This window comes from Fictibacillus macauensis ZFHKF-1, assembly GCF_000269865.1.
Lineage (GTDB): Bacteria > Bacillota > Bacilli > Bacillales > Fictibacillaceae > Fictibacillus_C > Fictibacillus_C macauensis.
This window is the reverse complement of record NZ_AKKV01000024.1, coordinates 283454-300831: the sequence shown is the minus strand read 5'-3', so window position 1 is coordinate 300831 and position 17378 is coordinate 283454. Positions and strand designations below refer to the sequence as shown.

Annotated in this window: 19 protein-coding genes; 14 read left to right on the top strand and 5 right to left on the bottom strand. The window is 39.1% G+C overall.

Annotation, left to right across the window (positions count from 1 at the left end; genetic code table 11):
* Positions 1-2: 2 nt before the first annotated feature.
* Complete coding sequence (locus A374_RS08990) at positions 3-1274, bottom strand: aminopeptidase P family protein (protein WP_007201898.1); 1272 nt, start codon at positions 1272-1274, stop codon at positions 3-5.
* Positions 1275-1439: 165 nt separating this feature from the next.
* Positions 1440-2414, bottom strand: coding sequence for a diaminopimelate epimerase (gene dapF, locus A374_RS08985; protein ID WP_007201897.1), 975 nt, complete (start codon positions 2412-2414; stop codon positions 1440-1442).
* A gap of 168 nt (positions 2415-2582) precedes the next feature.
* Between dapF and A374_RS08980 the strand changes: the two genes are divergently transcribed.
* Positions 2583-2903: a thioredoxin family protein gene (locus tag A374_RS08980; RefSeq protein WP_007201896.1), complete on the top strand. Its 321-nt coding sequence runs from the start codon at positions 2583-2585 to the stop codon at positions 2901-2903.
* Between the two features lie 69 nt (positions 2904-2972).
* Here A374_RS08980 and A374_RS08975 read toward each other — a convergent pair whose 3' ends face one another.
* Entirely contained in the window at positions 2973-3758 is a 786-nt protein-coding gene (locus tag A374_RS08975; protein ID WP_007201895.1) for a 3-hydroxybutyrate dehydrogenase, read from the bottom strand.
* A 119-nt stretch (positions 3759-3877) separates the two neighbouring features.
* Between A374_RS08975 and A374_RS08970 the strand changes: the two genes are divergently transcribed.
* From A374_RS08970 to A374_RS08955, 4 genes are all read left to right on the top strand, one after another.
* A complete protein-coding gene (locus A374_RS08970) occupies positions 3878-4750 on the top strand; it encodes a LysR family transcriptional regulator (protein ID WP_007201894.1) in 873 nt (290 codons plus the stop codon).
* 101 nt (positions 4751-4851) lie between these two features.
* Positions 4852-5271, top strand: a complete 420-nt coding sequence (locus tag A374_RS08965) for a carboxymuconolactone decarboxylase family protein (protein ID WP_007201893.1) — start codon at positions 4852-4854, stop codon at positions 5269-5271.
* Between the two features lie 74 nt (positions 5272-5345).
* A complete protein-coding gene (nfsA, locus tag A374_RS08960) occupies positions 5346-6092 on the top strand; it encodes an oxygen-insensitive NADPH nitroreductase (protein ID WP_007201892.1) in 747 nt (248 codons plus the stop codon).
* Positions 6093-6741: 649 nt separating this feature from the next.
* Positions 6742-9699 (top strand): DEAD/DEAH box helicase, encoded by a 2958-nt coding sequence (locus A374_RS08955; RefSeq protein WP_007201891.1) that lies wholly within the window; start codon positions 6742-6744, stop codon positions 9697-9699.
* A gap of 270 nt (positions 9700-9969) precedes the next feature.
* On the opposite strand, the gene A374_RS08950 is transcribed toward A374_RS08955, so the two are convergent.
* On the bottom strand, positions 9970-11394 hold the full coding sequence (locus A374_RS08950) for a recombinase family protein (RefSeq protein WP_007201890.1): 1425 nt from the start codon (positions 11392-11394) through the stop codon (positions 9970-9972).
* Between the two features lie 230 nt (positions 11395-11624).
* The gene (locus A374_RS19530) at positions 11625-11990 is read right to left on the bottom strand and encodes a helix-turn-helix domain-containing protein (protein ID WP_007201889.1); all 366 of its coding nucleotides are present in this window, start codon (positions 11988-11990) and stop codon (positions 11625-11627) included.
* Between the two features lie 211 nt (positions 11991-12201).
* On the opposite strand from A374_RS19530, the gene A374_RS20810 reads away from it, so the two are divergent.
* The 9 genes from A374_RS20810 (at position 12202) to A374_RS08905 (ending at position 17281) form a co-directional block, all read left to right on the top strand.
* Positions 12202-12390 (top strand): helix-turn-helix domain-containing protein, encoded by a 189-nt coding sequence (locus A374_RS20810; RefSeq protein WP_007201888.1) that lies wholly within the window; start codon positions 12202-12204, stop codon positions 12388-12390.
* A 50-nt stretch (positions 12391-12440) separates the two neighbouring features.
* On the top strand, positions 12441-12599 hold the full coding sequence (locus A374_RS20590) for a hypothetical protein (protein ID WP_156793183.1): 159 nt from the start codon (positions 12441-12443) through the stop codon (positions 12597-12599).
* 59 nt (positions 12600-12658) lie between these two features.
* On the top strand, positions 12659-13408 hold the full coding sequence (locus A374_RS08935; RefSeq protein WP_007201887.1) for a phage repressor protein/antirepressor Ant: 750 nt from the start codon (positions 12659-12661) through the stop codon (positions 13406-13408).
* Positions 13409-13432: 24 nt separating this feature from the next.
* On the top strand, positions 13433-13741 hold the full coding sequence (locus A374_RS08930) for a hypothetical protein (RefSeq protein WP_007201886.1): 309 nt from the start codon (positions 13433-13435) through the stop codon (positions 13739-13741).
* A 112-nt stretch (positions 13742-13853) separates the two neighbouring features.
* Positions 13854-14087, top strand: a complete 234-nt coding sequence (locus tag A374_RS08925) for a hypothetical protein (protein WP_007201885.1) — start codon at positions 13854-13856, stop codon at positions 14085-14087.
* 15 nt (positions 14088-14102) lie between these two features.
* Positions 14103-14318: a hypothetical protein gene (locus tag A374_RS08920; RefSeq protein WP_007201884.1), complete on the top strand. Its 216-nt coding sequence runs from the start codon at positions 14103-14105 to the stop codon at positions 14316-14318.
* Between the two features lie 107 nt (positions 14319-14425).
* Entirely contained in the window at positions 14426-15949 is a 1524-nt protein-coding gene (locus tag A374_RS19960; RefSeq protein ID WP_007201883.1) for an AAA family ATPase, read from the top strand.
* Positions 15949-16380 (top strand): hypothetical protein, encoded by a 432-nt coding sequence (locus tag A374_RS08910; RefSeq protein WP_007201882.1) that lies wholly within the window; start codon positions 15949-15951, stop codon positions 16378-16380. Before A374_RS19960 ends, A374_RS08910 begins: the two co-directional genes overlap by 1 nt.
* 19 nt (positions 16381-16399) lie before the next feature.
* Positions 16400-17281, top strand: a complete 882-nt coding sequence (locus tag A374_RS08905) for a RecT family recombinase (protein WP_007201881.1) — start codon at positions 16400-16402, stop codon at positions 17279-17281.
* Positions 17282-17378: the final 97 nt, after the last annotated feature.

Genomic DNA, 17378 nt, shown 5'->3' with positions numbered 1-17378 from the left:
TGTTATTTCGTAGCAAGCACTGAAGCTGCATGCTCTTTCATATAGGCTTCGATTTCTTCTGGAGTACGAATAATGTCTTTTGATAAATTTTCAAAACCATCTTCCGTCACAAGAATATCATCTTCAATTCGAATGCCAATGCCTTCTTCTTCAATATATAAACCAGGTTCAATCGTAAGGACCATACCAGGCTCTAATACTCGGTCATTATAGGAACCTACGTCATGTGTGTCTAATCCAAGGAAATGGCTGACACCGTGGTAATAATAGCGAGTAATTTCATCTGCTTCATCAATTAGACCAATCTTTTTACAAGCATCACTTAAAAATGTTTTTGTATGTTGTTGTAAATCAGCAAACTTGAGTCCAGGCTTAATTATCTGAGTTGTTGAGCGAAGCGCATTTAAAACGATTGTATAAATTTCTTTTTGACGTGCGCTAAATGTTCCGCTTGCTGGGAACGTGAAGCTGATATCAGCGTTGTAGAAATCTTTTTGAGCGCCAAGATCGAGTAAAATGAGTCCATGTTCCTCAATAGAAGCATCATTGTCTTCATAGTGAAGAACGGTGGCATTTTTTCCACTTGCTAAAATCGTTTTAAAAGCAAAATCTTTCACACCGGCTGACTTAAGAACAAAATTAAAGTGCGCTTCTAGTTCGTACTCTACTTTTGTATTTTGAGCATTGCGCAAGACGTTGTAGATGCCTTCTTTCGTAATTGTAATCGCTTCTTTAATTTTTGCAATTTCATCGGCTGTTTTGAACACACGAAATTCAGCAATGATTGGATACACGTTATACAAGGATACATAAGGATAACGTTGTTTAAGATCATTAGCGAATTGAGACACTACAGGTTGAGCTGGTCCCCATTCTCGGCGCTCCATATCAAGGTATACATCGGTAATAGAATCGTTTAATAAAGAGCGATTGAATTGTTTTTCGAAATCTTCTACATAGTGGATGTTTGTAATGCCGGAATGGGTAATTGCATCTTCTTTTGTTAAAGAAGCGCCAATCCACTTCGCCATGACAGGGTCACTTTTTTCAATGTAAAGTGTTTCTTCGAGAGAGTCATTCACATTTCGAAGCGTAACGATCACGTTCGGTTCGGCAATGCCAGTCATATAATAAAAGTTGCGATTTGGTGTAAACGGGTACTGTTCATCGGCTGATTTGTGTGGAGCATGACCTGCAAAAAGAATGGCCACTGCACCATTTGGTAGTTTTTCTACGAGTTTTTTTCGATTGTTTTTGAAAAATAGAGCTTCCATTACATTTCCCCCCTATAAATTGGTCATTGTACGTATGACATGACCAGCACCTCTATATTGTACGTTTTTATCGAATTTTTCGTCAACTTTCATAGCTAAGGCAACAGTAGGATACATAAAAAGTGAACGGACTGTAGCCGTTCACTTTACGTTTGATGAATAGAATTAAGACTGTTGTAATGCTTTTTTTGCATAGAGTTCTAATTCTTTATACTGTTGATCTTCGGCCGTGAATGTTTCTTCTTGCTCAAAAGTGAAAGAAGGTAAAGTGGAAAAGTCTAGCGTCACTGTTCCTTTATACACATAAGTTGCATTTCCTTTTAAACTAACGGTATACCCGTCAGCAGTTGTATTAACTTTACAGCGAACCATCCCGCCATTGTTAAGTACCGTTACATCTTGTGAGGCATCGTTCATGTGAAGAATGCACGTAATCAAGCTTGAAGCTGACATCGCCGTTCCGCAAGAATTGGTAATGCCAACACCACGCTCGTACGTTTGCACGAAAATTTGTTGTGAGCCAATTCGTTTTACAAAACTAACGTTCACTCCTTTTGGGAACACGCTTTTTAAGTTATTTGCTTTTTCACCAATCTCTTGTACATCTTGTTCATTGATCTCATCAACAATCGTCACAATATGCGGGTTAGGCATACTTACAGCTGTAAAAAGTAAATGTGGTGATAGCTCAGGGATGGTTGTATTGATGAGCGTTGATTTGTCATGAATAACTGGCAATGTGGAAACATCAAATGATACAGGATCTATTAAGACTTCAAAAGTTGGAATATTTTCGTAAAGACTTTCCGTCTGCTTAACAGGCAGATTGGCTTTCAATGTTTCAACAGTTGCCTGTTGAGTAGAAAGAAGTTCAGTAATATAGCGGCTAGCACAGCGTAAGCCATTGCCACACATTTCAGGTTCTGTTCCATCGGCATTAAAAATTCGCATACGCGCATCTGCTTGATCGCTCTTTTGAACAAATAAAATCCCATCCGCTCCAAGCGTTGTGCTCCGATCACAAAGTGCCTTCGTTAATTGTGTTCTTTTTTCATCGTTTAAACCATAATCAGTGCTATATTCATCAATAAGAATAAAATCATTATAAGAGCCGTGTGTTTTTAAAATAGGAAATTTCACGAGCTTGTCATCCTTTCTTTCTGTCCCACCATACAGTTTTCTTTATACCTTAAACATAATAATAGAACAATATCAAATAATATCCTATTATCGAGCATACCATTTTCGTATAATGCTGTCTGCATGGTATATATAGTATGTAAGGTTATTATAAAGGAGGCAATTAGCATGAAAACAGTGCAAACAGTAGAAGAATTCAATCAAATCATTTCTGAAGATAAAGAGACGATTATGATTTTTACAGCAGGATGGTGTCCAGATTGCCGTCGCCTTGAAATGTTTATAGGTGACATTATGGCAGAGCATACAGATAAAGCATGGTATGAAGTAGATCGCGATCAATTTCCAGAGCTAGCTGAAAAGTATGATGTTATGGGTATTCCAAGTTTATTGCTCTTCAAAAAAGGCGAAAAACTTGCGCACTTACACAGTGCTCATGCAAAAACACCTGAACAAGTACGTGAGTATTTGGAAACGCTTCCTGTATAATATGATGAAAAAGGCTGACAGTGTCATGGATGACACTGTCAGCCTTTTTTTTATGCATGTAAAGAACCATTATTGAGCTGTATACCCGCCATCAAGCAGGACAGCTTGCCCTGTTACACCCCTGGCTTGTTCGCTTGCAAGAAAGACAGCGTAATCTGCAATTTCTTGAACATCAAGCAGTCTTTTTTGTGGTACAAGTGGAAAAATTACTTCTTCGAATACTTGATCAATCGCAACATTGCGTGTTTCAGCAAGTTCCTTCAATTGATTTTGAACGAGTGGTGTATCTACATAGCCAGGACAGAGGGCATTTACCGTAATTCCGTGAGACGCCCCTTCAATAGCGGCAACTTTTGTTAAACCGATGACGCCGTGTTTGGCGCTATTATATGCAGCTTTCCCAGCAAAGCCGATAACGCCATTGATAGACGCCATATTAATAATGCGTCCGAACTTTTGTTTTTTCATAATCGGAAATACTTTTTTAATAGCAATAAATGGAGCGGTCAGCATCACGGCGATCATTTTTTCAAATGTAGCTGTCGGAAAGTCTTCAATTGGACTAACATGCTGAAAGCCAGCATTATTGATGAGTAAATCAATGCTTCCGAAATTCGATAATGCGGCCTCAATACTTTCATCTAGTTGTGTTTCGTTCGTAACATCGCAAACGACACCAATTGCCGAAAACCCTTGTTGTGTAAATGATGAGACGGTTTTAGATACTTTTTCTTCATTCAAATCAGAAATAATGATATTGGCCCCATGCTGTGCAAATTCTTCGGCAATCTTTAAACCTATGCCACTCGCGCTTCCTGTAATGAGAGCTGTTTTACCTTGTAATCGTTGTTCCATTTTCGCTAACCTCCTGTTTTTTGTATCCCTAAGTTTACGCCTCATTTCTTCATGGGTAAAATGAATAATAACTATAAGGGTCATAACCTTTAGTTATAGTGTGAAAGGGATGAATTGAAATGGACGTTCGACAATTGCTTTACTTTGTGGAGGTGAGTCGCCAGAAAAGCTTTACGAAGGCGGCAAACATCCTTTTTTTGTCTCAGCCAAGCTTAAGTAAAATGGTCAAGTCATTAGAAGAAGAGCTTCAAGTACAGTTGCTCGACCGTTCAGGACGGCAGCTTCAATTAACAGATGCTGGAGAAGCAGTGTATGAACATGCGCTTCGCATCTTACATGCCATGGATGAACTATCTTCTTCTCTATACGATGTTCTGCAACTAAAAAAAGGAAAGATTACACTTGGTATCCCTCCTGTCATTAGTACCCTTTATTTTCCGAAAATCATCGGAGATTTCAAAAAAAAATATCCGCAAATCACTATGCAGTTAATGGAATATGGAGCAAATAAAATGGAAGAAGAGGTAGCAAACGGTACGCTCGATTTAGGAATATCAGTTTTACCTGTAGATGAAGAAGCATTTGACGTTTTACCATTTAAACAAGATGAGATGACCCTTATTGTTAGTGCTGAGCATCCCTTTGCGAAAGCAGAGAAGGTGTCGCTAAACCAATTAGAACAGGAATCATTTATCTTTTTTACAGAAGAATTTGCATTGTATGATCGGATGGTAGCCACATGTCGGCAAGCAGGGTTTGAACCGACTATTGCTTATAAAAGCTCACAATGGGACTTTATGGCTGGGCTTGTTGGAGAGAATATGGGCATTTCTTTTTTGCCTCACTCTCTTTATAACAAACTACACAATGACAACATTGTATCTGTAAGTCTAGAAGGAGAAGCCATTCCTTGGCATTTAGGCATTGTAATGAAAAAAGGGAAATACAAGAGCTACGCGCTTCGTCAGTTCTTGGCGCATCTTCAATCGTAGCGGTATTCATTTTGTGCATAGTAGGTATGTTTTATATGTATTTAACGAATTCCTTCTTAGGGCGTATAGTAAGGCTACAAACGTAAGAGGAGGAAATGATGATGAATAACAATGAACGTTATGAAAAAGGAATTGAAAAGTTAATGGAATTTACGACGGAGAACGATGAAGCATCCACTCATTTAAAAATTGTTGAACATTTAAAGGACATTGCTCCAGAAGTAGGGCAATATATTATAGAGTTTGCTTATGGAGAGATTTATACGAGAGGGCGCCTTACCAACCAGCAACGAGCACTCGTAACGATTGCTTCTCTCGTAACACAAGGAACGGAACCACAGCTCGAACTACACATTAATACAGGATTAACAGCAGGTCTAACCCCTGAAGAAATTGTTGAATCTTTTGTACAGCTCATTCCCTATACAGGCTTTCCGCGTATTCTTAATGCATTAACGGTGGCCAAGAAAGTCTTTTCCCAACGAGGCGTTGCAGTGAAAGGAGAAGAAGTTCATTCGTAAGCTTCTCGCTTCCTTTTATCGCGCCAGTTATGGTAGGTTATAAAAAAATGATAAAAGGAAGGATGGGCATAAAGATGAATGAAACCATTCAAACGCTGCTAGCGCATCAATCCATTCGAAAATTCAAGGAACAACCGTTAACTGAAGAAATGATTCAAACACTCGTTCAAAGTGCGCAAGCAGCTTCAACATCAAGCTATCAACAAGTATATTCCATTATTGGTATAGAGGATCCTGCTATTAAGAAGGAGTTAGCAACACTCGCTGGTAATCAAACTTATGTCGAGAAAAATGGTTACTTCTTTGTATTTTGTTTAGATTATCATCGTCATCAGCTCATAGCTACTATGGCAGGAACGAATATTGATGACACGGTTCAATCGAAGGAAGCTTTTATGGTGGGAACGATTGATGTGAGCCTTGCTGCTCAAAACCTTGCCATTGCAGCTGAATCTTTAGGTTTGGGAATTGTCTATATTGGTGGACTGCGCAATAATTTAGAAGCCGTATCGTCATTGCTTGAATGTCCTGATCACGTCGTTCCTCTCTTTGGTATGGCTGTTGGTTATCCAGATGCGACACCAGGGTTAAAACCGCGTTTACCAAAAGAAGCGGTTTTTCATGTGAATGGCTATAAGAAGGATGAAGAAGCATTACCAGTACTAGAAGCATTTGAACAAACGACGGCGACTTACTATAAAGAACGAACAGGTGGAGAGCGCCAAGAGGGCTGGGCGAAACAAATGGCACGTGTGATGGAAACGCCAAATCGTCTCTACATGAAAGAGTTTATCGAGTCAAAAGGGCTAGATAAAAAATAACTGTTTATATGCAAAGAGGCTGGGACATAAACAGCCTTAGCACATAAAAAATGGCTTCATCATCCGTTTCGGTGATGAAGCCATTTTTTTATGTCGCTCGTTCGTTTGTTTTAAATTGTCTTTTGTACATAAGCAGCCATCGAATGCACCAAAAATTGGAGTAGAAAGCAAGCTCTTCTGTAAACGCGCGCAGACCAGGTCCGTTCGCGCGCAGAAGTCCTCGATTCGCGCGCAGACTAAGTAAATTGGCTCTAACAACGTAGGTAAGGGACGAAAAAAAGAGAAAATGAAGAGATCATTTCGTAAATGCGTTCAAAAATGATAAGAAATAGCGTAAGAGCTTTTCAATGATGGCGAAAAGAGTGAAGCGCATAAGAAATTCCGGTGCGCACACAGACCGGTTCCATTCGCGCGTAGGACAGCCCATTCACGCACAACCCAGTCAATTTACCGCATGCGCCACGAAACAAAGGAAGTATTGTGTGCCAAGTCCTTTTTTTATGAGCATTTTGACGGGATTATTTTTTCCTAGTTATCGTAATGAAAGCTTAGCTACCTTGTGCGTTCCCTCCTGTTTTCCGATAACAGAGAAGGGAATATTTTTTTTCATTAGAAGTAGTTAGTAAACAACAAGAAAGCTGGTGGATGTATGGATGAGCAGTCTGTATTAAATGCATGGTACTTAGTAGAAGCTCTTGCGCCGTGTAAAGTTCCAAAAAAATCGGGCGAACTTAACGAATCATTATTTCAAGATCATAAAAAAAGAACAAAAGTGAAAAGGATTTCGTTAGTTGAACAGGCGGAGTCAGAGCCATGGGGAAACTATCCTTTAAAGAATCAACAGCGTAAAAAAATTCAACATCGTTATTACTTTTCTTGTTTCCAAAATGATAAATTAGTGAGGTATTTACGTCGGTACTTTCAAAATCATAATGAGCTTTACAACAAAAATTTTGATTATTTATATAGTTTTACATTATTAATAGATGATGATGGTAAGTATGTAAAGGAATCACTTTTTGTGCCAATGTTAATGGATGTTTTGCGGAAAATATCTGCTCAAGAAAAGATCGATTTTTCCGGATTAAATGATTCCTTTAATAGCAAACGGCAACTATTTGAAGAGTCTGCACAAGACATTTTTATAAACGGCGTTGATCACAAAAAACTACTAACTCTTGTGGATTTATTTCATAAGGAGTTCTTTAAATTTCCTAATGCAAAAGATGTTAACTACCTTGAAATTGAAGTGATTGGAATTAATGAAGAAACTTCTCTTCGGAATTTTAATAGCTTTTATACAGAAGATTTAGAGCGAATTTTAGAGAAAGGACCGAATGAAGTATTACAACAGTATTTGGTAGGCGCAAGTCATCATGTGTCGATTGACGAAAACCGTTCTTATATTGAAGACATTCTTCAACCAAAATATTTACCTAATGGTCGCTGGCCATCTCCTGTTGAACACCGTCTATCATTAATGCAACAAGTGGCAGTGAATCAAACACTCTCTTCACAAGAACCAATTAGTTCTGTTAATGGGCCTCCAGGTACTGGGAAAACGACATTGTTAAAGGATATTTTTGCAGATATTGTAGTGCGACGGGCAGAACAAATGGTGAAGTTAAATCACCCAACTGAAGCATTTATAAAAACAGATGAAGTAAAAAATAATGCTAATTGCTATGAGCTATCCTTAAGCTTAAGTCAGTTTTCTATGGTGGTAACATCGAGTAACAATGGTGCTGTTGAGAATATTTCAAAAGATTTACCTAAATTGAGTGAAGTGATTAGAGAGGGTAAAAAAAGCAAATTCCCTCAATATGAAGAACACTATGCGAAAGAAGCTAAAAATTTAGCCATGTACCCAGCAAGTGCTAAATTATTATTAGATACTGAAGCAAATGCTTGGGGGATTTTTTCTGGTGCGTTAGGTAAGTCCTCCAACATTTCTAAATATAATAAAGTACTACGAGAAAGTTTGTTGAAGGAATTAGAAGCTGAGCATCAGCAATTAACACTACAGGATTGGAAAAATATCGTAAAGGAATTTCAGCATACTTTTAACACTGTTAACCATTTAAAAAACAATTTACAAGAGTATTGTAATCAAACGTCATTAGTTAGTTCTCTAGAAGTAGAGCAACAACTACTTAAAAGGACTGATCATGAAATCGAAAGCCTTCATGAAGACATCCAATGGTTAGAAAAGCAAATCAGCTTAGTGCCCAAATTAACGTTATTACAGAAATTGATGATGAAAAAGGATCGTCAAAGAGTAGAATTTCAAAAAGAACTACTTTCGCTTATTACGACTTTAAAAGAAAAGAAAAAAGAGCAAGCACGACAGCGGAATGTAGTGAATACTATTCAGGTTCAATTGTTAAATAGAAAGGAACAAGAACGTTATTACAAAGAACAAGGATTAATAACGCCTGATGATGCCTATTGGTCGAAAGATCGAACGACTTATGAATATCGGCAGCAGCATACTATTTGGTTAACAGATGAACTGAATTTCCAAAGAGGCTTATTATTTTTAAAGGCGATGAAGGTTCATAAATATTTATTGGCCTTTAATTTAATACCGATTAAAGCGACCATTAATCAGTTAGCAGGGAAAAAAAACATAGTGGATTCACCAAAAATACTCCACCATATGTGGAAAACCATTCATCTAATAACACCGGTTATTAGTACAACATTTGCAAGCTTTAGTTCCATGTACAAAGGTATTGAAAAGAATCATATTGATTATTTATTTATTGATGAAGCAGGGCAAGCTACTCCGCAACAAGCAGCTGGCGCACTTTGGCGTTCAAAACGTGCCATAGTTGTTGGGGATCCTATTCAAATAGAGCCAGTAGTTCCAGTTGATGAAGTTCTTTTGGATGAATTGAAAAACCATTTTCAACTATCAAGTCGTCAAATTGGTATGACTGCATCCGTTCAAACTTTAGCTGATCAAGCAAATCCGTTTGGAATGTATAAAAATGATCTGTGGATTGGATCTCCACTATGGGTACACAGGAGATGCTTAGATCCGATGTTTACAATCGCAAATAAGATTGCGTACGATGAAAAAATGGTCCTAGCGCAAAAGAAAACAGGCGAAAGTGTCTGGTATGATTGTTCAGGGCGAGCAATCAAAGAGCAGTTCGTTATGGAACAAGGCACTTTTATCACAACAATTGTGAATAAGGCATGGACCAATCAAGTGAAACCCAATTTATTTATTATTACCCCTTTTACAGCAATAAAAGTAGAGTTGAAAAAAATGATTAAACAGGCGCTGTATCTTTCCCAACAGGCTAGCGTAACCAAAAAAGAAATTTCTGATTGGGTAGAAGAATCAGTAGGTACTGTGCATACGTTTCAAGGAAAAGAGGCTGATATTGTTTATTTAGTGGTAGGTACAGATGATCGTACAGATCCAGCTGCTAATTGGTCCTGTGCTACACCTAATCTAATTAACGTTGCAGTGACAAGAGCGAAAAAGGAATTTTACGTTGTCGGTGACTTAAAAAGATTTTCAAAAAAACAATATTATTCAAATGTACTACAAGAGGTTCTCGTCGAAACAACTAAAAATCCTGTTCATACTTAAAAAATTTTAGCTTTAAATAGGCCACAGAGCATTTTTATTTGTAATTTACCACCAATCCGCTATAATAGAAACCATAACAGAATAAATCCGTTATTTAACGGTTTCCTTCGGGGTCGCTAGTATGACCATTAAGAAACCGCGAATTGGATGTACAAAACATGCTAATCTTGTTATTATAAATGCACAGGTATTTGTTAATGAAAATCACCATAGGTAAAGTAGTGACGGTCTGGACAGCCGTTGCTATTTTTTTGCCCAAAAAGAAAAGCCTCATATAAAGGCGTATTCTTTATCGGTTAATTCGATAACTGCGCGCTCCCCAGCGCCGCCTGTATGAGACTTAATGCATTCTATTGTTATACTTTTAAAGAGACCTTTAACAGAAGCTTTTTTTTCTTCTAGTGGAGTAATGGGCCAGAATCTCTTTAAAGTTTCAATAACCATTTTTATGCGTACAGGATCAATAGATGTTCTTGTATCTTCGAGAGACTGGATAAGCGCAGTCTCTTTTTCTTGTTCTGCATCCATCTTCGTTCTAAATTCTTGTTTTGTTAAATCTCCATCTGCACGCATTTCTTTCCAAACTTCCATACGGTTGCGGATCCGCTTCAACTCTTTTTCAATTTCTGCTGTTTCTTGTTTCTCTTCTTCTGGCAGATCAACCGGAACATCTTCTATAGATAGGTCATTCACAAATTCCTGTTCAATCGTATCCTCAGCGATTACAGGCATATCACAAATACCATAAGTAAATCTGCCAGTGCATTTGTAGAAACGGTATAAGCTGCCATCAGATCGTTTACGTTTGGCTCCAATTAGATTATTACCACATCTTGCACATTTCAGAATACCAGTAAAGGGATAAATGGCATGACCTTTAAAGCCTGAGTGCCGTCTGTTTTTACGTGTTGCTTTTATCTTCTCGTATACTTCTTTACTTACAATCGGCTCATGATCTCCGGGAACAACAACTTCCTCATACGTTCTGTTCCCGCGTTTAGTGCGATAATTCCAACGCAACATACCGCAGTAAACGGGATTTGTAACCACATAATCAACCGCTGCTTTATTCCAGAGAGCGCCAGTACGTGTTCTAACTCCTTTTTCGTTCAGTTGTTTTGCTATAGCGTTCTTACCTCGTACTTCAAACGAATCAAACATGTACCGTACCCAAACAGCTTCTTGCTCATTAATAATGAGCTTGCGATCTGCATCAAATTGATAGCCGAATGGAGCACGACCGCCATTGCGTAAGCCTTCCTCATGTTTTCGGTTCATTCCCATATGCGTTCTTTCAGCTAACTGTTCACGTTCAAATTGGGCTAGTGAAGCAAAGATATTAATAAGAAGCTTCCCTTGGGCCGTAGTCGTATCATACGGTTCTGTCACGCTTTTAAAAGCGACTTTGTTTTTTTCGAAGGTGTTCAAAAGTGTATTAATGTCTGAAACATTACGAGATAACCTGTCCAACTTATAAACGATAACTACGTCGAATTTATCCATGTCCTTTAACAAACTTTGAAGTTGTGGACGCTCCATATTTTTTGCTGACTTTCCTTCTTCTGTATACTCTTTATAGATGGTCCAACCTTGAGAAAAACAATACGCTCTCATCTTTTCGAGTTGTGCGTTTAATGAGTATCCTTCTTTTGATTGTTCTTCTGTGGACACCCTTGGATAAAGGGCTGCTTTCATGCTGTTCTACTCCTTCTTTTTTGCCCTCTTAATGATTAGAGTATCCGTTACAATTTCATCAATTCCTTCGGGCATATTTTCCACGTACACAATCTTCTTCACGACAATTTCCCCCAATGCTGTTGGTTAATAAGAACGCTAGTTCGATTTTCTTAAACATTTCTATTATATAACAATTTTGTGGGTTCAGTATTGTGGTTAATTTCAGCAGGAATCAACAGCAAACGACATTATTCGTCATTTTTCCCCCTAACATCTTCCAAAATATTTATTATTTGAAGAATTGTGCTTTGTGGTAAGTCAATAACTCTGTCTAATACTTCTGGATCTATATTCTTTTCTTTTGCCTTTTTACTTAATGTTACATACTCTACTCCGAGCTCTCGTAATTCATCGGGCATTTCTATAAAAAAGTAAGAAATATCGACATTGTAAAAATCAGCTAATGTTTGCAAAAGTTCTAACGAAGGATTAACCTTCCCGTTTTCGACTTTTGACAAATAACTATAATCCATATCGACACTTTCTCCTACTTTCCTTAACGTGTATCCCCTAGATATCCGCAATTCACGAACCTTTCGTCCTATTCTTTCCATAACCAGTTCCTCCCTCTTTAACACTACCTTGTATTATATGCGAATTTTCAACATAACGAAATGAGTAAATCATGGCATGTGTTGCAACAAAATCTCATTTTTTGAAAAAATATGTTGCATACATTGCAACAAGGTGATATATTCTATTTGCAAGGGTTGTGGCGCTAAAAACCACAAAATAACGACAATTAATTTTAAGGAGGTGAAATTGGTGTTGGATGGTGAAAAACTAAAGGTGATTATGAAGGAAAAAGGTGTGACTCAAACTGAATTAGCAAAACGTTTGGGCATTGATCGCTCCCATTTATCCAAGGTAGTAAACGGAACCACATCGCCGAGTTTTGCTTTGATGGCTCGAATTGCGGATGAGTTGAATGTATCGTTAAGGGATTTTTTTTAAGGGTTTGTGGCTTTTTAGAACAAGTTTTATAAGTCAACAAGGAGGTTACTATGGGGAAAATAGTCCTTAACAAAAAACAATCCAAGTTTTTAATTGAGACTTTACTACCAAGTTTGATTAAGATCTCCAAGGAGATAAATCGAATGATGCGTGAGGGGATGGATTATGAAACAGCTGTTGAGAGCTTACTTCGAAACAAAAACGTTTGAGCAGTTACAGCTCTTCATGAAACATGCAAAAGCTTTCTATGAGAAGAAAGGGGATAAACATGGATCAACTTCAAAAGGTGTTTGAGTATTCTGGTCATCAAGTCAGAACGGTTTTGCAAAACGGTGAGCCTTGGTTTGTTGCAAAGGATGTATGCACAATTTTAGAACTGTCAAATCCGACGATGGTTTTACAGAGACTTGATGAAGAAGAACGGGCTAAGTTGAACTTAGGTCGTCAAGGAAACACCAATATAGTCAATGAATCAGGACTTTACGAACTCATCTTCGCCAGTCGCAAACGAGAAGCAAAGCAGTTTAAAAAATGGGTCAAACAAGAAGTGCTCCCATCGATCCGCAAGCATGGAGCCTACATGACACCGCAAAAGATTGAAGAGGTGCTAAGTAATCCGGATACCATTATCCAACTTGCACAGCAGTTAAAAGCAGAACAAGCCAAAAGAGCACAAGCAGAACTAACTGTACAGAAGCAACAACCATTAGTCAGTTTTGCTGAAGTGTGTATGGCATCGGAAAAAGCACTACTTATCCGAGAGCTTGCCAAGTTGTTATCAAAACAAGGTATCAATATCGGAGAGCGCCGCTTGTATCAAAAGCTTCGTGAGTGGAAGTTAATTTTTAAAGATAAGAATGAGCCATACCAAGAATACATTGACCGCGGATACTTCGAGGTTGCGCAGGGTGTAAAGGAAAACGATAAAGGCTCCTTTACTTGGTTAACAACACGCGTCACGCCAAAAGGTCAAGTGTACATCAATAACCGGCTTAAAAAAGAAATGGCACTTCTTTAAAAAACTGAGAGGGGATAAACGAACATGAAAGGTACCTTGCCATTAATGCCAAGTGATCGCCAAATGATTGAGACAGCTGTTGCATCATATCAAATGGAGCTAGGTGGGTATCATCTTAGATTATTCAACATCGCAGCTGAAAAAGTTTTAACAAGTCAACCGATTGACGGTATGGAGTTTAAATACATCATGCGTGCTCTTAACAAATACGCATACAACGCGCTTGAAACAAACAAAGCAGATGTGGCTGATAGTTATTGGAACTTAGCAAAGTGGGTGCAACACTCACTGGCACGTTTCCAAAAGAAGAATGGCCCGAAGGTGATGGTATGACGTTATCAAATTACTGTCTGCTGTTGATCGGTAGCTTTATCGCAATCGGGTTGCCAGTAACCTGGTGGGAAGCATGCAAAATGACGGCTGAACAAATGGAGGGCAAACAAAAATGAAAATCGTTAATTATCATGGGCAACAAGTTGCGGTTTTTGAAAACATGGAGCGCATCAAAATAGAGCTTGAAGAAAACGGATGCGTGGATGTACCAGCTGCATTAAAAGAGCAAGTGATTGGCTTGTTAAAGGAATTAGGTAGAGGGTATGAGCTGTTTGATTTCTTGGGTGGTGAATATCTACACATCATGAACCAACCAGAGGGAGTCGCTATTGAGTGCCCATTTTAAGGAGGTGAGAACAAAGTGAGAGAAGAGGTTGAAAATCAAACGGTTGAGCCAAACGGCTATGGCATCAAAGACCCGCAGGAAGAAGAGGAGCTGTATTACTGCGCAGGGTGTGGCGGTGAGATTTACAAGAATGAAGAGATCTGGCGCGTCCGAAACGATGTCATGCACCGAAGCGGAGAATGCGCAGAACTCTTCATCCAAGATATTGCGTATGCAGAACTAGCCAAATAAGCCTGTTTAATTGCTTCTGCCAAAGCGATTAAACACTTGGACTAATCCATGTACACCTAGTATATGCGGTCTTGTCCCAATTATTCAAACTAGGGAGGAAAAAAACTTTGAAACTAACATTTGAACAGTTGGTTCTTACCAACTTCAAAAACCATCAATCTTTAAACATCGCATTCGGCGATGTAACGACGGTGCTTGGTAGTAATGGTGCAGGTAAGTCATCCATTGGGGATAGCATCACATGGCTTTTATACGGTGTCGATGCACTAGGGTCTACGCTTAATCCAACGCCAATCGATAGAGAGGTTGAGGAAACAAAGGTTGAATTGTTGTTCAACATTGATGGACAGAAAACATTGCTAGGACGAGTGCTAGAAAAGGGCAAAGCGAAATTTTACATCAATGAAGTACCTAAGAAAGCAACGCCTTATAACGAGTTTGTAGAATCATTGTTTGATAAAAACCTATTCTTGTCACTGTTTAACCCAACATACTTTTCTTCGCAGAAGTGGCAGGATCAGCGCGAACAGCTCCTTAGTTATGTGAGCGAGCCAATGAACAAAGAAGTATTGGCAGTGATGGGCAAGCAAGATGCAGCGGCGTTAGAAGAACCGCTCAAAAAGGAATCGCTCGATAATTTAGAAGACCAGCATCGTGATATTTATAAGAAAAACGATAAGAAATATGATCGTGCCAGTGAACGTGTCTTAACGCTCAGAGAGCAGTTGGAAAAGCAAAAAGAGCTTGCTGCTAACATCGTCAAAGAAAAGTTAATGGAAGAAATTGAGCAGTTAAAGGGCGAACGTAAGGCACTGGAAGACTCAACAGCGGATGCGGTGCAACAGCATCAAGAAAAAACGAAGCTAATGTCTCAGTTTGAAAGTATGCGCAATGACATCAAGGCCATACAAGCACGCTTTAAACAAATTAAAGGCGAAGTGATTAAAGAAAACTGCACAACATGCGGACAGCCTTTAGATGAAGAATCTGTCCAAAAGGTGAAGCAACATAGAGCAGACCGCGCCAGAGCCGAAGCAGAACAAGGCAAAGCGTTACAAGAAAAGTTTATTGCTTTACGTGATCGATTGGTACTCATGCCGGATGCTGATTTGTCCGCTCGTGACAAGCTGCATGAGTATGACCAAAAGATATTCGAGCTTGTGTATAAATCAAAAGAAACAGACAGGCTCAAAGAGTTAGAAAGTGCGGTAACAGAAGCAGAGCAGGACCAACAATCCATCCGATCAGAGCGCAATCAGTCATTAAAGATTGTGGATGCCATCAAAGAGTTTCATGCGAAACGGACAGAGTTAATGATGAAGAAAATGGATGAACTGTTTACGACCATATCAGTACGGCTGTTCGAAGACCTAAAGAACGGCGGGCAACGTGTCATCTTTGAAATTGAAATGGACGGCAAGCCTTTTGGTAAGTTGAGCACCGCCGAACGGATTAGAGCAGGCTTGGAACTGGTTGAGGTGTTAAGCAGTAAGTCGGAGTTAATTGCTCCATGCTTTGTAGATAACGCCGAAAGCATTTTGCGCTTTCCAAAGCCAACAGGGCAGTTAATTGTTGCGAGAGTAGCAGACCAAGAGCTTGCTATAAAAGCAGAAAAGGAGAGTGTTAAGTAATGACTGTTCAAATTACAAAACGGCACTTGGATTTTGTAGAAGAAGCAAGAAAAGCTTTTGAAGAGTCACCACGTTTAGAAAGTTATAGAAGCAGTGACGAAAGCCTTCTTGCTTTAAGAATGGGCGCATACAGAGATTGTATCGATGTTTATAACCTGGACGGCGGTGTTGCTAACTTTGTTCAGCAATTACCTCCAATGCCAGCACCACGCAAAATGATACATGATTTCTCGTTATTGATGGAGCACCAATTTCCGAAGATGTTTTCAATCGAGAACAAAGAACTTGGAGTTCTGGAAGAAGTAAGTGGATTCTTAATTTCAGAGCTTAACAAACGTGATAAAGACAAGTTTGCAATCACGCGATACTGTACCATGATCGCTAACTGCGCCATGATGATTGCGGATAACGAAGGTTCACAAGAACTATAAAAATTAGGGGGAACTTACAATGGCAAAAAATCAATTAGCACCTATTAACACGCAAGCACTTACTGGATTCTTTTCGGAGACGGAACTTGCAACAATCAAAAATACTTACGCTGTCAATGCATCAAATGAAGAGTTTGCTCTTTTCATCCAGATCTGTTCGAACAATGGCTTAAACCCTTTTAAAAACCACATTTACTTTATCAAGTACGGCAATCAAATGAGCATCCAAGTTGCTGTTGAAGGTATCCTGCATCTGGCTCAAAAGCGTGAAGATTTTAAAGGCGTAACAACGCAGCTGGTGCACGAAAATGATGAGTTTGAAGTGGAGATTGACCAAGACTCTCAAGAGTTAAAAGTAACGAAGCATTCGGTTAAATTCCCGCGTGGGAAAGTGGTAGCTGCTTATGCAGTCGCTCGTAAAGAAGGTAGCCCAGATAAGGTGGTTATCATCGAAACAGAAGAGGTCGAGCACTTCAAGAAAAAACAAGGTAGCCAGTGGAACACCTACTTTAACGACATGTTTAAAAAACATACGCTCAAGCGTGCTCTAAAGCTTCAGTTTGGTATCGATGCTGATGATAGCGTCATGGGCAATACACAAGAAGATTATCAACCGCAACGCCAAGAACGCCGCGACATCACACCACAGTCCATCCAAGTAGAAGAAGGCGAATTGGTGTCCGAAGAAGAGCAGCTTAAGGCTCAATGGCAGGTCATTAAAGAAAAAACAGCATCATGGGGCAAGGATGACCTCAAGTCTCTCATCGCTGAAAAGTTTAACAAAAACGCTAAAGACCTTTCTCTCCAAGAAGTTGCGGGCTTAGCAAAACTCATTGATCTGCAATCACAACAAGCACCAGAGAGCGATGTGCTGGACATCGACTTTGACGAAGTTGAGTAATGGTGCCTTATCGGGTGCTCCTGCCAAAGCGTATATGGCGGGAGTGCTCCACTAAAGCCGAGATTGTACAAGCTGTTAAAGAGTATATGCAGCGGTA

Excerpts from the sequence above, each read along its gene's own strand:
- A374_RS08990 (WP_007201898.1), bottom strand. The coding sequence starts at position 1,274 with ATGGAAGCTCTATTTTTCAAAAACAATCGAAAAAAACTCGTAGAAAAA.
- A374_RS08980 (WP_007201896.1), top strand. The coding sequence starts at position 2,583 with ATGAAAACAGTGCAAACAGTAGAAGAATTCAATCAAATCATTTCTGAA.
- A374_RS08975 (WP_007201895.1), bottom strand. The coding sequence starts at position 3,758 with ATGGAACAACGATTACAAGGTAAAACAGCTCTCATTACAGGAAGCGCG.
- A374_RS08970 (WP_007201894.1), top strand. The coding sequence starts at position 3,878 with ATGGACGTTCGACAATTGCTTTACTTTGTGGAGGTGAGTCGCCAGAAA.
- A374_RS08965 (WP_007201893.1), top strand. The coding sequence starts at position 4,852 with ATGAATAACAATGAACGTTATGAAAAAGGAATTGAAAAGTTAATGGAA.
- nfsA (WP_007201892.1), top strand. The coding sequence starts at position 5,346 with ATGAATGAAACCATTCAAACGCTGCTAGCGCATCAATCCATTCGAAAA.
- A374_RS08955 (WP_007201891.1), top strand. The coding sequence starts at position 6,742 with ATGGATGAGCAGTCTGTATTAAATGCATGGTACTTAGTAGAAGCTCTT.
- A374_RS08950 (WP_007201890.1), bottom strand. The coding sequence starts at position 11,394 with ATGAAAGCAGCCCTTTATCCAAGGGTGTCCACAGAAGAACAATCAAAA.
- A374_RS19530 (WP_007201889.1), bottom strand. The coding sequence starts at position 11,990 with ATGGAAAGAATAGGACGAAAGGTTCGTGAATTGCGGATATCTAGGGGA.
- A374_RS20590 (WP_156793183.1), top strand. The coding sequence starts at position 12,441 with ATGGGGAAAATAGTCCTTAACAAAAAACAATCCAAGTTTTTAATTGAG.
- A374_RS08935 (WP_007201887.1), top strand. The coding sequence starts at position 12,659 with ATGGATCAACTTCAAAAGGTGTTTGAGTATTCTGGTCATCAAGTCAGA.
- A374_RS08930 (WP_007201886.1), top strand. The coding sequence starts at position 13,433 with ATGAAAGGTACCTTGCCATTAATGCCAAGTGATCGCCAAATGATTGAG.
- A374_RS08925 (WP_007201885.1), top strand. The coding sequence starts at position 13,854 with ATGAAAATCGTTAATTATCATGGGCAACAAGTTGCGGTTTTTGAAAAC.
- A374_RS08910 (WP_007201882.1), top strand. The coding sequence starts at position 15,949 with ATGACTGTTCAAATTACAAAACGGCACTTGGATTTTGTAGAAGAAGCA.
- A374_RS08905 (WP_007201881.1), top strand. The coding sequence starts at position 16,400 with ATGGCAAAAAATCAATTAGCACCTATTAACACGCAAGCACTTACTGGA.